We start from the raw sequence: 16,057 nt of genomic DNA, 5'->3' as shown, positions 1-16,057 counted from the left end.
GATGGATATCGATTTTAATAAAAATAACGACGGACTAGTCCCGGCGATCATTCAGGATCAGGATACTGGAAAGGTTTTGATGCTTGGATACATGAATGAGGAAGCATATCTGAAAACCAACGAATCTAAAAAAGTGACTTTTTTCAGCAGAACCAAGCAGAGACTCTGGACCAAAGGTGAGGAAAGTGGTAATTTCCTGAACCTGGTTTCCATAAAACTTGATTGCGATAGGGATACATTATTGATCAAAGTTCGTCCTGAAGGTCCTGTTTGCCATAAGGGAACCGACACTTGCTGGGCTGAGGAAAACTCAGCAGAATACGGTTTTCTTTCAGAATTGGAAGGTATTATTGCCAGTAGAAAGAAACTAAGTGAAACACCAAAGGAAAACAGACAGGAAAACGAGAACAGTTATGTGGTTTCCCTGTTTGATAAAGGGCTCAATAAGATCGCCCAGAAAGTTGGTGAAGAAGCTGTGGAAGTGGTGATTGAAGCCAAGGATCATGACGAAAACCTCTTTTTAAATGAAAGTGCAGATCTGTTGTTTCATTATATGATCCTTTTAAAAGCCAAAGGTTACGGACTGGAGGATATTGTAAAAGTTCTTAGAAAAAGACATTCAAAATAGCCTGGAGACTTGTATGAGAAAATTGATCCTGCTATTGTTCCTGCCTGCACTGAGTTTCTCTCAGAGCATTCAGGTCGATCAGGATCGATATACTGCACAGGAACTTATTGAAGAGTTACTCATACAAAGTGACTGCATTACAGATGTTGTGGTGACCAATGTTTACGGAGCAAATTTTACCGATGGCAGTAAAAGTTTCGGGTATTTTGATGCAGCTGGCACAGGATTTCCAATTAGTAATGGATTGGTTTTAAGCACGGGAAAACTTGAAACAATTTCAGAGCCCACATCAAGTCTGGCGAATGACTTTCATTCCGGCTGGGATGGCGATGCACAACTGGAGGCAGAGCTCGGCATAGATTCTTATAACGCTACGATCATAGAGTTCGATTTTGTACCCAATGTGGCCGGTATCAGTTTTCGATATTTGTTCGCTTCGGAAGAATACCAGTTTGATAATTCGGTTACCTGTAAGTTTTCTGATGCTTTTGGATTCTTTATTCGGAAGGCAGATGAAACCTCGTATAAAAACCTTGCGGTGGTTCCCGGAACTCAAACGCCTATCCTGAACACCACCGTCCATCCATTTATTTCTGAAAATTGTCCGGCTGTTAATGAAGCATATTTCGACAGGTTCAATTTTAATGCTGAAACGATCTTTGATGGTCAAACGAAAGTTCTGAATGCGGTTGCAGAAGTGATACCTGGTGAAACATATCATGTAAAACTGGTAATTGCAGATGATCTCAATGACAAATACGATTCTGCAGTATTCCTGGAAGCCGGAAGCTTTCAATCCAGTGCAGATCTTGGACCAGATCGTCTGGTTCAGAACAACGATGCCCTTTGCTATGGCGAAGTTCTTGTCTTGGAACCAGCTACAGCTGCCGGAGATCAGGTGGCGTGGTACAGGAATGGTAATTTTCTGCCTGGAGAGACTAATAGTCAGCTACGTATAAATAAACCTGGCGAGTATGCCGTGCAAATAACTTCTTCTGAAGGCTGTATCGCTCAGGGAAATATAATTGTGGAATATTATCCCCAGATTGATTATAATTCGGCCGTACTTGAAGCCTGTGGTTTTTCTACTACTGAAACTGCGCAGTACAATTTACATGACAGTGCGTCTCAAATTCTGAATCCTAACCAGAGAACAACGATCGAGGAGTTTTTTATGAGTAGGACCGATGCTGAAAATGCAGTAAATCCAATTGCTGATCCCGAATATTTCATTTCTGAAGCGAGAACAGTTTTTGGAACCGTTCATGATGGTTTTGGTTGCTCTGAAATTGCAGAAATCACACTTACGATAAACGCTGAAATTTCTCTGACCCCTTTCGAAATATGTTCCGTCGAAGAATCTAATGATCCTGAGATAGCACTCACCGACTTAACCGCTCATTTAATTGATCAGAATACAAATGCTTCTAATTTCCAGATCTACTCCAGTGCAGAGCATGCGTTAAATGACGAATTTGAAATTGTGACAAACTTCTCTTTTTCTGAATTATCGCAGGATAAGTTATATGTCAAATTACTGGAGGATAATAATTGTCTCGGTTTTGCAATTGTACCCGTCCAGCTATTAGGAGCAATAGAACTTCCGGATGATATTGAATTAAGTATATGCAGTGACTCAAAAGATCTGTTGCTACTTGAATCTGGATTGGATTCCAGTCTTTATGAAGAGGCTTTGTTTCAATGGTTCTACGAAGGAGAACCAATTCCGCAGTCTGGCTCGTCCATTTATGTTTCTGAACCTGGAAATTACAAAGTGGAAGTGAGTCATCAGAATGCCTGTACAGCATCAAGAAATTTCGAGATAAATCCTGTAGAAACAGCTGTAATTCGGGAGGTAAATATCACTAATCTGGGTAATGAAATTCGCGTAGAGATCGAAGTCACTGGAAATTCGTCTTATGAATACGCGCTTGATGACAGCAGTCAGTTTCAGCAGATCTCAGTATTTAGTGATGTATCGCCCGGGAATCACGTCTTATTTGTTCGTGATACTGAAGGTTGCCAAACTGTTTCCAGAGAGATATCCATTTTTGGATATGATCCTTTCTTTACTCCAAATGGTGATGGTTATAACGATTCATGGACCGTTCACGGATTAACCTCAGACTATTACATACAGATTTACAGCAGGTATGGAAAATTATATACCATTCTAGACTCTAAAAATAGTAGCTGGAACGGCAAATTCGAAAATAACGATCTGCCTGCTGGAGAATACTGGTTTAGCCTGATCCAAGGCGGAAAGGTTAATCTAACCGGTCATTTCAGCCTGATTCGTTAGAAATCTATAGAGTGAAATTTTGAAAATTTATTTCCAGCTGCCCATTTTTCCGGAGTGAAAGTCATCGTAAGCCTGTCGAATCTCTTCTTCAGAATTCATGACAAATGGTCCTCCAAAAACGACTTTTTCATTAAATGGTTTAGCATGACCAATCAATAATTTGCTTGCTACTGTAGCAGTGATATTCAGAATTTCAGAATTATTGGAAAATTCAGCGAGATGCAGGGCTGGTACCGGAATTTCGTTTACGGTCAATTCTCCGGAAACTACATAAAAAAAGATCGTTTCATCCCTGGGAATATCCTGTTCCAGGGTCGTGTTTGCGTTAAAATCCACCACTGCCAGATCAACAGAAGTTGGAGTGTCAAACGCTCCGCGAATTCCTTTAAAATTCCCTGAAACCACCTGGGCTTTGATTGATCTTTCTTCATTTTCCCAGATAGAAATCTGGTCCTTCTGAAGCCCCTTGTATTGAGGCTCCATCAATTTCAATCGTTGCGGAAGATTTACCCATAATTGAAGAACCTCCAGCTCACCCCCATTGTTTTTAAATTCTTCCGAAGAAACTTCAGCATGGAGGAGTCCGCTTCCAGCAGTCATCCATTGTACCCCACCGGCTTCAATGACACTTTCATGACCTCCGGTATCCTTATGGGTGATATCTCCTTTCATGATAAAGGTGACAGTTTCCATACCTCGATGTGGGTGCGGGCCAAACGGCAATCCCTGGTTGTTTGCCGAATAGGTTTGCGGACCATGATGATTTAGAAACAAAAAAGGATCCAGCATCTGCAATTGCCTGGTAGGCATTGGAGACCAGGTTTTCAGATCTCCTATGGGACGGTATTCAGCTTTATGTAGTTTCTTGATATTCCGCATTTGCATTTATTTATTTCTTACATAGATCAGTTTAAAACGGGAATTGGAATTTTCTCTGGATTCTATTTCAAACTTTTCGATCGAATCGATCATTGGTGTTAATTTCTGAAAGCCATAATTACGAGAATCAAAATTTGGCTGCTTTTTCTGAAGCAAACTACCCACATCCCCAAGAAATGCCCAACCATCCTCATCGGCAACATCAGAAATAGTTTGCGAGATAAGTCGAACCACCTTTGGAGTGATCTTGTCTACGTTCTGTTTTTTATTCTCCTTCGATTTGGCCTTGTCGTTTTCATTGTCCTTGGCATTATTTTTCAGGATCTCGATATAGATGAACTTATCGCAGGCAACGATAAATGGATCTGGTGTCTTTTTTTCGCCAATGCCAATAACTTTCATACTTGCTTCACGAAGGCGGGTAGCAAGACGGGTAAAATCTGAATCACTCGAAACCAGGCAAAAGCCGTCTACTTTATTAGAATAAAGTATATCCATGGCGTCGATGATCATGGCAGAATCTGTCGCGTTTTTTCCCTGCGTATATCCATATTGCTGAATTGGCTGAATGGCATTTTCAAGCAGTACACTTTTCCATTTATTTAAATGAGGCTTGGTCCAGTCCCCGTAAATTCTTTTGATCGTAGGATTACCGTATTTGGCAATCTCTTCCATCATTTCTTTTATATGTGCTGAAGGGATATTATCCCCGTCTATAAGCACGGCTAAGTTTGTATCCATTTTTCTGGTTTGGTTGGATAAAGTTAAGGTTTAATTCAGTTTTTGCCAGGTACAGAAAATAAAAAAGCCCGGAAATAAATCTGGGCTTTCATTTTACAGATTCTTAAAACCTGAAAAGTGCATTCATTTTGGATTCCTTCTCAGGCATCAGGTAATCCTGAATCAAATAGACGTTTCCGCCCATCTCTATGGTTTTCTTTGCGGCCAGATTCATCAGCGAAATGTTTTCGCTGGTTTGTTCCTCGTCGATCTCTGTTTTCATCTGATCTTCGTCATAAGTTCCCCATATCTCGGCTCTATTTTCAACAAATAGGGTGTCAATTCTTCCCTGGTAAATTGCCGCCATGATATCGCTTGGTGCTGAAGAAGTATTTTCAGTCTGGCTCTGCTCTTTGTACTTATTTAGTTTATTATCTCGTTCCTCATCCAGAAATTTTTCTGCAACCTTTAAGGATTTTTCATGTACTCCCAGGAGATCGGAGTCATTTGGATTACCATCTACAACTTCATCGACCAAATGATTATAGGTATTGGCCTCCTTGTAGATCGAAAATAGGTAATCCTGGCAGTAAACGATTAAAGGTAATTTTTCTTTGTTCAGGTAATTTTGTAATCCCTGATCTACCGCACGAAAGAATTGCTTGATCTCTTCCTTTTCATCTCTCTCGCTGCCTCCGTGACCGTGAAACTGGGTTTTTTCTCCTCCAGCTCCCTGCGTTCTGAATTGCAAAGCTTTTTCTTTATAATCGTAACCTACACGTTCCTCAAGTTGAGATGGGGTAAGATCATCGATGTCGATGGGAGTAATAGAATATTTACTGGCTTCGTATAATTGAACATCGCTTATTTGTAAGGATAAAACATGAAACTTGCCATCGCCATTCATCGCCGGAATTAATGGTTTTACATAAAATTCTTCGGAAATATATGTGTATGCTTCAAAATTTACCGGAAGACTAAAAGTCTTAAAATATTCTGGAGTTGCGAAAACGGCCAGTCCATCAGACTGATGTCTCCAGAAATCTTTGTCGGCCAGAAGTTCTTCGAACTTCGCAGACATTTGATCTAATGTGCTTTTTTCAACTCCCTTAGCTGAAAGTTTCTTACTTGCTTCAGTCCAGAGTGAATGTAAATGTTTGAGATTTTTTTGTTCGAGAACTTCCTTTCCACCACGTTGGGTTGGAATAAAAATAGACACGCAGATGTCATTTTTGAAGTTTGCTAATTCCTTAAATTCCTGTTCATTAATCATAGACATATCTTTAATTTTTTGGTATTGAAAAGGTAAGTCTATTGTTGGCCACATCAAAGCGGAAGCCCCGTGTTTACTACTAAATCTTTCTTAATTAGTCTCAAAATATTGTGAACTAACTTAAAGTTCATCGTCAGGTTCCACATGAATAAGCACATCTGCTACCTGTGGTACATTCTCCAGGATTTGGTCCTTCACCTCGTGTGCTATGTAATGACCCTCCTTTACGGTAATATTGGCATCAACCGCAATATGTAAATCTATATGGTATGTCATGCCCGTTTTGCGAACATAACATTTCTCTGTTTCTACAACTCCGGAAACTCCAAGGGCGACGCTTCTAATGTCCATTTCTATATCCACATAACGATGCTCATCCATGACTTCTCCCAGTGCAGGCCTTAGGATCAAATAGGCATTAAACAGAATGAAACCTGAAGCAAACAGCGCCGTCCAGTCATCGGCGTTTTCATAACCATCTCCCATCACCAGGGCGATGCTTATTCCAACGAAAGCCATAAAAGATGTGATAGCATCGCTTCTGTGGTGCCACGCGTCTGCTTTGAGTACAGAACTATCTGTCTCATCGCTTTTTTTAGAAACGAACCTGTAGGACAATTCCTTGATAATAATGATCACCGCCAGGACGATGAGCGTATAGGGCTCAGGAACTTCATGAGGTGTTTGTATATTTTTAATGCTTTCATAGGCGATGATCGTAGCTGAAACAATTAAAAATCCAACGACCATAAAAGTGATTAGAGGTTCTGCCTTTCCATGACCGTAGGGATGATTATCATCGGCAGGTTTATTGGCGTACCTGATCCCTAAAAGAACCAGGAAAGATGAAAATACATCGGTAGTGGATTCTATGGCATCTGCGATCAAAGCATAAGAATTACCAAAGAATCCTGTAACAGCTTTGGCAATAGCTAACAGCGCATTTCCCGCAATACTAAAATAGGATGCCTTAACTGCCTCTTTGTACTCGGGACGCATAGAAGTGATTTGAATTGCAAAGCTATTAATTTTAATCATTTCAGCATAGTGCAACAATATATTCCTCCATCGTCCACGCGAATAATCAGTCGGTTACGAATTTTGAGCCTGGTAGCCAGCTATTGCTGGATTTCTTGTTTCAAAGGAGGTTAAGAAAAGTTTGATACAGATATTACATTTCCTGTTATCTTAAATGATCTTAGATCAAGATTTCCGCGAGATTTGGCGCCATGAAACAGTGCTACGTGTTTAAAAATTTATAGCCAAATTTATTTCCACCATACTACGAAAAAGCTAGAATAGCCATTAGCAGACTTCATCCAGATAAGAGGCGATTTTTTCTTCTGAAAAAGTTGATCGATCTCTTTTAATATTTCTGCAAACGAGTGCCAACGCTTACAGAATTCGGGCCTGGAACTCCAAAGGTTTTTCTTTGGGGCGTAGAAAAAGCTGTCCTTTTTTTCCAATTCCTGAAATTCCTGAAGACTAAGATAAGCTCCATTATGATAGTTTACATCAGAATCATTGGAATACAACTGCGCTTTAAAGCAAATTTGTTGCTCAATGTTGCCAGGATCCAGTCCAAATTTATCAAGATATTTTTGTGTTTCGCGATGGTTTAATAATGGCAGTTGTTTGTTCGTGATCTTCTGCATTTTTTCCAGAAACGAATCCTTTCTATTAGGGCCTATAAGCATCTCTTCATCCCGGCCTGCTTCTGGGTCCAGGATATAGATCTTATAAACAAGTTCCACGTGTAGGGCTTGATCTTTTAGTCGATCATAGACTAAAAAGTCAAGTTCTCCCAGGGTGATCTTATGTTGATTTACTTGAATATTGGAAGCAATAAGATCATATCTATCAGAGAACTGAATGGCGATCTCAAAAAAGCTTTCCATCCGTTTTCCCAAAACCGAGTTTCTGGGGTGGGCAATTTTTTCAAGTGCTGCTATAAGTTCTGCAGTGATCTTAACTTCAGGAAATTCGAATACAGGAATGGCAGAGCTGTAAATCTTACGAATATCAGGCGTTTCCAGAAATCCTTTAAACTGACTAAGCAAATCTACTTCCGAAGCATCAGAAAGCATACTGTCTATGACTTTTTTAGCTTGACCGGAATATAAATATCCTCGAGAGACTCAGGATCATCAGGTCCTTTATAATCGCTTCCCATAATTTCGAAATGCGCACGGTGATCAAGCTCATATTCAGACTTAGGAAGCCAGTCTTCAAAAATGTATTTTGCAGTTCCGGCAAAGTTCTGTGCCGTTCCACGATGTCTGAAGATGGCGTAGAGCCCACCCTCAAGTTCCAGTTTCTCAAGACCTTCAGGCAGCTCAGAATAATCATTGACTTCGACAGCTGCCCATTTTTCAAATTTTGTTTGAGGATCAAATTCTCCTCTTAAGAAAGCTTCGTCGTATTGCTCTACAGAGTACAGGTCACGATTGGCAAGGACCGGAGTCTTTACTTTGATACTCATAAAGCGTTTCCAGAGTACTTCTGTTTTATCATTGGCCATACTGGTTTCCTTACTGATTCCGGCAAGTTTAACAGCGTCGATTTCTATTATCTTTGGTTGCATTCGTTAAGATTTTGGTCCCAGTTCATAATTTGGAGGAGGAGTGGCTTTCATTAAATGTTCTACAAAATAATCCCAGCGTCTTCGCATCATATAATACGAATCTTTTCCGAAGCCATGACGCGCATGCGGGAAAATGATGAGATCAAAATCCTTGTTTGCTTCAATAAGCGCATCCACGACCAGGTAGGTATTATAAGGCGGCACATTATCGTCCATGGCTCCGTGGGCCAGAAGCAATTTGCCTTCCAGATTCTCTGCCATGTTCTGGTTGGCCTGTTTTGAGTAATTAGAGGTGCCATCTTCATTACTACTCAGCAAACCAATATAGCGCTCACCCCAGTCATCCTCATAATTACGGTTATCATGATTTCCAGATTCAGAGATTCCTACTTTATAAAATTCAGGGTAGTTAAAAAGTGCGGCAGCAGTGGCAAATCCACCACCGGAATGTCCCCAGATGCCAACGCGATCCAGATCCATGTAAGAATACTTTTCAGCTAATTGCTTTAGTCCGCTGATCTGATCTTCCAGGGTGTTGTCTGCCATATTTCCGTAGCAGGCATCATGGAAGGATTTTGATCGATTTGGGTTACAGGTACCATCGATAATGACCACTATAAAGCCTAATTCTGCCAGCGCCTGGTGATCACTACGGCTAGGGTAAAAGGAGCGGGAACCAACTCCGCCACCCTGAGGTCCTGGATAAATATAGTTCACCACGGGGTAGGATTTATTCTCATCGAGATGCGTTGGTGTGAACATGAGGCCGTAAAGGTCCCAATCTCCATTCCTGGACTTCACGCTAATACGCCTGGCCGGTTTCCAGCCCTCAGCCTCCAGATCTTCAATATCTGCCTGCTCCAGCATAGCGATTTGTTTACCATTCATTTTTTTCAGGACAGCCTTGTTAGGAGTGTCTGGTTTGGAATAATTGTCTACAAAGTATCTACTGTCTGGAGAGATGCTGATTCTGTGATTTGCATCTTCAGGAGTAAGGCTTTGCAGCTTTTTGCCATCAAAGCGAATGCTGTAAAACTGAGCGAAGTAGGGATCCATTGACTGATCCTTCCCATTTGCCATAAAATAGACCATGCGATCTTCCGCATCAAACTCCAGAACTGCCGTAACCACAAATTCCCCTTTGGTAATCTGGTTCTTCAGGTTTCCGGTTTTTGAATCATATAGATATAAGTGACCCCAATCATCCCTTTCAGAATACCAGATAATTTCGCTGGTTTCAGGGAAGTATTTCCAGTTGATACTTCCCTGTCCAGATTCATACTGAGTATCCACTTTTTCTTCAAAAACTTCTCGAACCTCCCCGGTAGTTGCATCTGCAATTCTAAACTTTGCTACCTTATGATCTCTTGATGTGGAAACAAAGGCCAACTCCCTGGAATCCTGGCTCCACTGGTTATCATCGAATGCTCCGGAACAGCTAATATCATCACAAAGAGTTCCTCTTCTTGGATCCTGCGGAATTTTTAACGGAATGATCTCTAAATTCTCTGTGTCTATGATGATACGCTCGATCTGAATAACTTTCTCATCACCCGGGAGTGGATATTTCCACTGCTGAAGTTCTGGAGCTCCAACTTTAGTAGAAGCAAGGTACATATCACTTACATGACGCTGGTCCTGCCTGTAAGTGGCGATCTTTTTAGAATCTGGAGACCATAGCAGAATTGGCTTGTCACTCTTTCTCCAACCGGCATTGTCTGTAGCATAACCATAATTTTCGATTCCATCTTTGGTTAACTGCGTTTCCTCACCGGTGTCAATATTTTTCATCCAAAGGTTCCAGTCCTTGATATAAGCCAGTTTTTTACCATCTGGTGAGGCAACTTCGGTTCGTGAATACCTGGCATTTTCTTCGGTACCTGAATCAAGGTTTGCAAGTAGTTCTTCTTTGGAACCAAAAGTAGTTTTCTTGCCGGTCTTGCTTTCAACCAAAATAAATTCTGAACCATCCCGAGTAGTGACCCGGTACCAGAAATCGCCATTTTCCAGCCATTGAGGATAGACATAACTCCGATAAATCTTGCTATTGGTTTGATAACTTAAAAACTTTTCTGCATTCGAATAATCTTCAGCAGTAAGGCTATCCCGCTCTTGTGAATTTACGGTCGAAAAGGCTAAAAACGAAGTAAGAATTAAAAGGTAGTATTTCATATTTTGAGAACTGGTTTAATATTCAAATTGATCTTCAGAATTTCTTCCGAAGGGAATAAAGGAGACAGTTTTCGCCCGCTTTATTCTAAAATCTCTTATCTGGACTCCAATTTAATTATAATTACTGAAATCTCTGAAGCCTGGAGCGCCTGAAACTTAGAGTAACTGGATTTACAGTTCATTTTGGATATCTTTGCGCAAAAATCAAGCGTTTGTTTAGGAAAAGATTTTATTATTTTATAAAAGTACAGTATTTAGGTTATCGGTTGCATGGATGGCAAAAACAGCCAGACGTAAAAACTGTTGAAGGACTTATTACCAAAACATTTGGCTGGATCATGCCAGATGCGAAATACAAAATTCTTGGTACCAGTCGTACAGACGCCATGGTATCTGCAGAGGAGTCGGCATTCGAATTATTTCTTGATCATGAACCACTGGACGACCTTGAGGAGTTTCTAAAACTCTTTAATAAAAATCTACCCCAGGATATTCGAGCTTTAAGCATAGAAGAGGTGGATGATAAATTCAATATCATCCAGGATTCCAAGACGAAGGAATATGCTTATCTATTTAGCGTTGGAGAGAAGTTCCATCCATTCTGCGCGCCGTTTATGGCCAATTTTCAGGAAGACCTGAATATTCAAAAAATGAAAGAAGCGGCAGTACTTTTTCAGGGCAGGCATCATTTCAAGAATTATTGCGTACGGGTTTCTGAAAAAAGTACCTTCGAGCGTGAGATGCTACGATCTGAACTGGTCGAAAACACACTGTATACCGCTAATTTTTTTCCTGAAAACTCTTATATTTTTCATATTCACGCATCTGGTTTTCTACGTCACCAGGTTCGATTGATGATGGGTACGCTAATACAGGTAGGACGTGGGGAATTGAGTCTTGAGCAAATTAAAGAAAGCCTGAAACCAGACACGCCACATTTGCAAATGGACTTTATCGCCCCGGCATCGGGATTGATCCTTCGAAAACTGGAATTTGATTAGCCGTTTATTTATCGGCTATGATCTTTAAGCCCAGCTTAATCGTTTCATAAGGAATTGCACCTTCAAAATGATTAAAGTAGGTCTTTAAGGAGTTAGGATCATCAAGATCATTTTTTGCCTTTTCGATTGCTTTAAGGTCTGCTTTTGGAACAAACTGATGCAGGTTAATCTCCTCTTCCTCATCATAAAGTTTGATGAGATGCGCGTTGATCGTATTGGTTGAAACTCCTTTTTCTTTAGCCATTTCCTCGATACTAAATCCGCGATCATATAATTCCAAAGTTTCTTTATAGGTATTGGTTTTTTTGGAACGTTTAGTTTTCGGTTTATTCTCTCTTTTATTTTTACTGAAGGCTATAATCTCCTTGATAAAACGGTAGCCATAGTCTTCCATTTTTTTACGTCCAACTCCGTCGATCAACAGGAATTCAGCATCAGACATGGGTCGCTGTTTTTCCATGTCTTTTAAGGCAGCATCGTTAAAAATGAGGTACGCTGGAATATCTTCTTCTTTCGCAATGGAAAGTCTTAACTGTCTTAGTTTTTCAAAAAGAGAGTCGGAAGCCGAAACTTTCTTAGCCTTTTCAGCATTCTCCACCTGTTGTTTGACATCTGCGAGAAAGACCTTCTCTTTACTGAAGAGAACTGATCTTGCATTCTCGGTAAGCTGAAGGTGATTATTTTGATCAAAAGCGATTTCCAGTAAGCCTAGGTTTATTAACTGGATAATATACTGCTGCCAGTTTTGCCAGGAAACGTCCTTTCCAATACCATACGTAGAGAGCTCCTGGTAATTATGCCTGCGAACCACTTCATTTTGAGCACCTCTCAAAACATCAATAACCACAGATATTGGTTCTGAAGCTTTTAAACGATAGATACAGGAAAGTGCTTTTTGAGCGATGATCGTACCATCAAAGAATTTCGGGGGATTACGGCAAATATCACAATTTCCGCAATCCTCCTGAAGATACTCTCCAAAGTATCCAAGCAGGATCTTCCTTCTGCAGGAAAGTGCTTCAGAATACTGCTTCATCCGGTCAAGTTTAGCCAATTGTACCTCTTCATTCTTCGCATTCGAAGCAAATTTCTGAAGCTGGATCACATCAGCATAAGAATGAAAGAGCAGAGTTTCAGAGTCCAGCCCGTCTCTCCCGGCGCGTCCAATTTCCTGGTAATATCCTTCCAGATTTTTGGGCATGTTATAATGGATGACCCAGCGAATATTTGATTTATCGATACCCATCCCGAACGCGATCGTGGCACAGATGATCTGTTTTTCATCGTTTATAAAATCATCCTGAATCTGGGAACGTTCATCATGATCGAGTCCTGCATGATATGCTTCGGCCTTGAAACCTTTAGCTTTTAGTTTGGAAGCAAGCTCTTCAGTAGTTTTACGGCTCAGGCAATAAATGATACCACTTTCAGACTTACGATTACTAAGAAACTTTGAGATTTGATCAAATCTTTTAATTCCGGGTTTCACTTCCAGGCTAAGATTCTTCCGGTCAAATGAAGCAATATGTTTTTTGGCTGAAGGAATATTCAGCTGTCGGCAAATATCATTTCTCGTGGCTTTGTCTGCCGTTGCCGTTAGCGCCAGTATAGGAGTAGATGGAAATCGATTCTTCAGATATCCAAGTTGCGTGTATGCCGGGCGAAAGTCATGTCCCCAACTGGAGATACAATGGGCCTCATCGATGGCGATAAGACTAACTTTTCCATTTACCAGGAAACGATCTACAATTTGCAGACTTTCCGGAGCAACATAAATAAGTTTGAGTTCTTTATTTTCAATCTGCCTGAATATAGCTTCTCGTTGTTGTTCTGTCTGGCTGCTGTTAAGGTAAGCGGCTGGAACACCATTGGCGTTCAAACCATCCACCTGATCTTTCATAAGTGCGATGAGCGGAGAGATAACCAGCGTGATTTCAGGTAGTAAAATTGCGGGAAGCTGATAGCAGATAGATTTTCCACCACCAGTTGGCATGATCACCAGGTTGTCTTTTCCATCAAAGACAGACTGGATGATCTTCTTCTGTAGTGGTCTAAACTTCTCATATCCAAAATACTCCTTCAGAGTAGCCAGCAGCTTAACTTCGTTCATGGCGCAAAGGTAAAATTAAAGGCTCAGAACAACCAGCAGTCAGCTCAATTTTCAGCAGCAAATAATTTACTGATAGGAGAGGAGTAAAAGAGGGTATTGAGAGATTATTCCTATTTTTATAAAAATTCAAAGTGTATATGGCGAAACGAAGAAACCTTTTGTTAAAGCGACCTAAGAATACCAAAACGGTAAACCAGGTACCTGGAACGATGACCTATGTTGGTCACAAAGAAACTTCAGAAACCAAATTAGAGGTTATTGATTATAACTCCCAGCAATATGAAAGGTATACTTCGACTTCGCCCGATGATGCTTTTAATTATGTAGACGAAAAAAGCGTTACCTGGTTTAATATCGATGGATTAAACAATATTGAGGAAATCGAAAAACTCGGTGATTACTACGAATTACATCCATTGGTCATGGAAGATATTGTTAACACCGGGCAGCGACCTAAAATTGAAGAATATCAGGATTATCTCTTTATAGTGGCGAAAATGCTTTACCACAAAGATGGAGAAATAGAGAATGAGCATTTAAGCATGATCGTTGGAAAGAACTATGTGATCACTTTCCAGGAGTCTGATGGTGATGTTTTTGATCCTATTCGTGAACGTCTGGAAACTTCTAAAGGAAGGATAAGAGTTAAAGGGGCAGATTATCTCATGTTTGCGCTTCTGGATGCCATTATAGATAATTATTTCCTGGTGATCGATGATTTAAGCGATCGAATCGAATTACTGGAGGAAAGTCTATTTACTTCCAAACCCAGCGATGATATTGTTTATGAGATCCAGGACCTTAAAAGAAACATTCTGAGAATTAGAAGAGCGGTGTTTCCATTACGGGAAGTCATAAGCAGGCTGGAAAAAATGGATAGCCAGATCATAGATCCACAAACCGGAAACTATATACGTGATCTCTACGACCATATCATCCAGATCTCTGAAAATATTGAGATCTACCGCGAAATGATCTGGGGCCTTATGGATATGTATATGACCACTATAAGCAATAAAATGAATGAAGTCATGAAAGTGCTTACGATCATGGCGAGCATCTTTATTCCGCTTACCTTTATCGCAGGTATCTACGGAATGAATTTCGAATATATACCAGAGTTGCAATGGAAGTATAGTTACTTCGTACTCTGGGGAGTCATGATCGTCATATTCTTTCTAATGCTTTATTACTTTAAACGAAAAAAATGGCTTTAAAACTTACCAGAATCGCAAAGATTACAGCATGTAGTATATTCATCCTTATCAGTTCCAAAACTTCAGCTCAAACTGAAGCTGATACAGGTAAGAAGATCAATAGAATGTATGTAGGAACATATACAAAGAAAGAAGGCCATGTGGATGGTAAGGCCGAAGGTATTTACCTGTTGCACCAGGATCCTGACAATGGCAGTCTTACTAATTGTGGAACCCAGGCCAAAATAGTCAATCCATCCTTTGTAAAGGCGGGACGCCAGGGAAAGTTTCTCTTTGCAGTAAGTGAGCTGGGTCCTGCAGACGATCAATCTGGTTATATTTACTCTTATCAGATTCAGGAAAATGGAAGCCTAAAGGAAGTGAGCAAACTTTCCACGGGAGGATACGCTCCCTGCCATATTGCGCTTGACAGGTCTGGTAAATTTGTCTTTGTTAGTAACTATATGGGTGGAGTCATAGCTATTTACCAGGTTGAATCTGATGGAAAACTAAAGAAAATCAATGAACTAAAACTTCCTGAAGCGAAAACCGCTCATGCTCATTCAGTTAAAATAAGCGGTGATAACAGGACAGCCTATGTTTCAGATCTGGGAAATGACCGACTCCTGGTGTATGAATTTGACGTGGCCACCGGAAAGCTTACAGAGAATGAAAACCTTAAGATTCAACTTCCTGAAGGAGCTGGACCAAGACATTTAAGCCTGAGTAGAAACGGCAATTATGTGTATAGCATTAATGAGCTTAATTCTACCATCACGACCTATCAGGTTTTAAAAGGCGGATCATTGAAAATCGTACAGCATATTAGCTCTCTGCCAGAAAGTTATCTGGACAAAAACTCTGGAGCAGATATTCATATAGGAAAAGAGGGAAAATTTCTATATGCTAGCAATCGTGGTCATAATAGTATCGCTATTTTTAGTATAGACCAGGCAAGCGGCAAATTGAAGAATGTTGACTTTGTCCCGGTAGCGGGAAAAACACCCCGAAACTTTGCAATTTCGCCTTTTGGAAAGTTCTTGTATGCCGCCAGCCAGGATACTGGAAATATTACCACTTATACAATCAATCCTGAAAATGGAAAGTTAAAGATACAGGAGCCCATTTTTGAAATCAAAACTCCGGTTTGTCTGGAGTTTCAGAAATAAAAAAAGCAGCCATTTGGCTGCTT

Annotated in this window: 13 protein-coding genes; 5 read left to right on the top strand and 8 right to left on the bottom strand. The window is 40.4% G+C overall.

What is annotated here, in order from left to right; all coding sequences use genetic code 11:
* Position 1: 1 nt before the first annotated feature.
* On the top strand, positions 2-628 hold the full coding sequence (hisIE, locus tag G529_RS0114910; protein ID WP_026916290.1) for a bifunctional phosphoribosyl-AMP cyclohydrolase/phosphoribosyl-ATP diphosphatase HisIE: 627 nt from the start codon (positions 2-4) through the stop codon (positions 626-628).
* 13 nt (positions 629-641) lie between these two features.
* Entirely contained in the window at positions 642-2,930 is a 2,289-nt protein-coding gene (locus G529_RS0114905; RefSeq protein ID WP_026916289.1) for a T9SS type B sorting domain-containing protein, read from the top strand.
* Positions 2,931-2,957: 27 nt separating this feature from the next.
* On the opposite strand, the gene G529_RS0114900 is transcribed toward G529_RS0114905, so the two are convergent.
* The 7 genes from G529_RS0114900 to G529_RS0114870 all read right to left on the bottom strand — a co-directional run bounded on the left by G529_RS0114900 (position 2,958) and on the right by G529_RS0114870 (position 10,558).
* On the bottom strand, positions 2,958-3,809 hold the full coding sequence (locus tag G529_RS0114900; RefSeq protein WP_026916288.1) for a pirin family protein: 852 nt from the start codon (positions 3,807-3,809) through the stop codon (positions 2,958-2,960).
* A gap of 6 nt (positions 3,810-3,815) precedes the next feature.
* Positions 3,816-4,550: an NYN domain-containing protein gene (locus tag G529_RS0114895; RefSeq protein WP_026916287.1), complete on the bottom strand. Its 735-nt coding sequence runs from the start codon at positions 4,548-4,550 to the stop codon at positions 3,816-3,818.
* A gap of 103 nt (positions 4,551-4,653) precedes the next feature.
* Positions 4,654-5,808, bottom strand: coding sequence for a baeRF7 domain-containing protein (locus G529_RS0114890; protein WP_026916286.1), 1,155 nt, complete (start codon positions 5,806-5,808; stop codon positions 4,654-4,656).
* A 114-nt stretch (positions 5,809-5,922) separates the two neighbouring features.
* The gene (locus G529_RS0114885; RefSeq protein ID WP_026916285.1) at positions 5,923-6,801 is read right to left on the bottom strand and encodes a cation diffusion facilitator family transporter; all 879 of its coding nucleotides are present in this window, start codon (positions 6,799-6,801) and stop codon (positions 5,923-5,925) included.
* A 269-nt stretch (positions 6,802-7,070) separates the two neighbouring features.
* Complete coding sequence (locus tag G529_RS16030) at positions 7,071-7,889, bottom strand: DUF1853 family protein (protein ID WP_051201475.1); 819 nt, start codon at positions 7,887-7,889, stop codon at positions 7,071-7,073.
* Positions 7,890-7,894: 5 nt separating this feature from the next.
* The gene (locus G529_RS0114875) at positions 7,895-8,386 is read right to left on the bottom strand and encodes a GyrI-like domain-containing protein (RefSeq protein WP_026916284.1); all 492 of its coding nucleotides are present in this window, start codon (positions 8,384-8,386) and stop codon (positions 7,895-7,897) included.
* Between the two features lie 3 nt (positions 8,387-8,389).
* Positions 8,390-10,558: a S9 family peptidase gene (locus tag G529_RS0114870; RefSeq protein ID WP_026916283.1), complete on the bottom strand. Its 2,169-nt coding sequence runs from the start codon at positions 10,556-10,558 to the stop codon at positions 8,390-8,392.
* Between the two features lie 212 nt (positions 10,559-10,770).
* Between G529_RS0114870 and G529_RS0114860 the strand changes: the two genes are divergently transcribed.
* Entirely contained in the window at positions 10,771-11,559 is a 789-nt protein-coding gene (locus G529_RS0114860) for a tRNA pseudouridine synthase A (protein WP_026916282.1), read from the top strand.
* Between the two features lie 4 nt (positions 11,560-11,563).
* Here the strand turns inward: G529_RS0114860 and recQ are convergent, their stop codons facing one another.
* Positions 11,564-13,669 (bottom strand): DNA helicase RecQ, encoded by a 2,106-nt coding sequence (recQ, locus tag G529_RS0114855; RefSeq protein WP_026916281.1) that lies wholly within the window; start codon positions 13,667-13,669, stop codon positions 11,564-11,566.
* A 137-nt stretch (positions 13,670-13,806) separates the two neighbouring features.
* Here recQ and corA point away from each other — a divergent pair, with 137 nt between their 5' ends.
* Positions 13,807-14,886: a magnesium/cobalt transporter CorA gene (corA, locus tag G529_RS0114850; RefSeq protein ID WP_026916280.1), complete on the top strand. Its 1,080-nt coding sequence runs from the start codon at positions 13,807-13,809 to the stop codon at positions 14,884-14,886.
* A complete protein-coding gene (locus G529_RS0114845) occupies positions 14,877-16,034 on the top strand; it encodes a lactonase family protein (RefSeq protein WP_051201474.1) in 1,158 nt (385 codons plus the stop codon). The genes corA and G529_RS0114845 overlap by 10 nt, the downstream gene beginning before the upstream one ends.
* Positions 16,035-16,057 lie beyond the last annotated feature (23 nt).

This window comes from Christiangramia portivictoriae DSM 23547 (assembly GCF_000423045.1).
Taxonomy (GTDB): Bacteria; Bacteroidota; Bacteroidia; order Flavobacteriales; family Flavobacteriaceae; genus Christiangramia; species Christiangramia portivictoriae.
The sequence above is the reverse complement of the archived record's forward strand: the minus strand, read 5'-3'. Positions and strand labels throughout refer to the sequence as shown.

Excerpts from the sequence above, each read along its gene's own strand:
- hisIE (WP_026916290.1), top strand. The coding sequence starts at position 2 with ATGGATATCGATTTTAATAAAAATAACGACGGACTAGTCCCGGCGATC.
- G529_RS0114905 (WP_026916289.1), top strand. The coding sequence starts at position 642 with ATGAGAAAATTGATCCTGCTATTGTTCCTGCCTGCACTGAGTTTCTCT.
- G529_RS0114900 (WP_026916288.1), bottom strand. The coding sequence starts at position 3,809 with ATGCGGAATATCAAGAAACTACATAAAGCTGAATACCGTCCCATAGGA.
- G529_RS0114895 (WP_026916287.1), bottom strand. The coding sequence starts at position 4,550 with ATGGATACAAACTTAGCCGTGCTTATAGACGGGGATAATATCCCTTCA.
- G529_RS0114890 (WP_026916286.1), bottom strand. The coding sequence starts at position 5,808 with ATGTCTATGATTAATGAACAGGAATTTAAGGAATTAGCAAACTTCAAA.
- G529_RS0114885 (WP_026916285.1), bottom strand. The coding sequence starts at position 6,801 with ATGCGTCCCGAGTACAAAGAGGCAGTTAAGGCATCCTATTTTAGTATT.
- G529_RS16030 (WP_051201475.1), bottom strand. The coding sequence starts at position 7,889 with ATGCTTTCTGATGCTTCGGAAGTAGATTTGCTTAGTCAGTTTAAAGGA.
- G529_RS0114875 (WP_026916284.1), bottom strand. The coding sequence starts at position 8,386 with ATGCAACCAAAGATAATAGAAATCGACGCTGTTAAACTTGCCGGAATC.
- G529_RS0114870 (WP_026916283.1), bottom strand. The coding sequence starts at position 10,558 with ATGAAATACTACCTTTTAATTCTTACTTCGTTTTTAGCCTTTTCGACC.
- recQ (WP_026916281.1), bottom strand. The coding sequence starts at position 13,669 with ATGAACGAAGTTAAGCTGCTGGCTACTCTGAAGGAGTATTTTGGATAT.
- corA (WP_026916280.1), top strand. The coding sequence starts at position 13,807 with ATGGCGAAACGAAGAAACCTTTTGTTAAAGCGACCTAAGAATACCAAA.
- G529_RS0114845 (WP_051201474.1), top strand. The coding sequence starts at position 14,877 with ATGGCTTTAAAACTTACCAGAATCGCAAAGATTACAGCATGTAGTATA.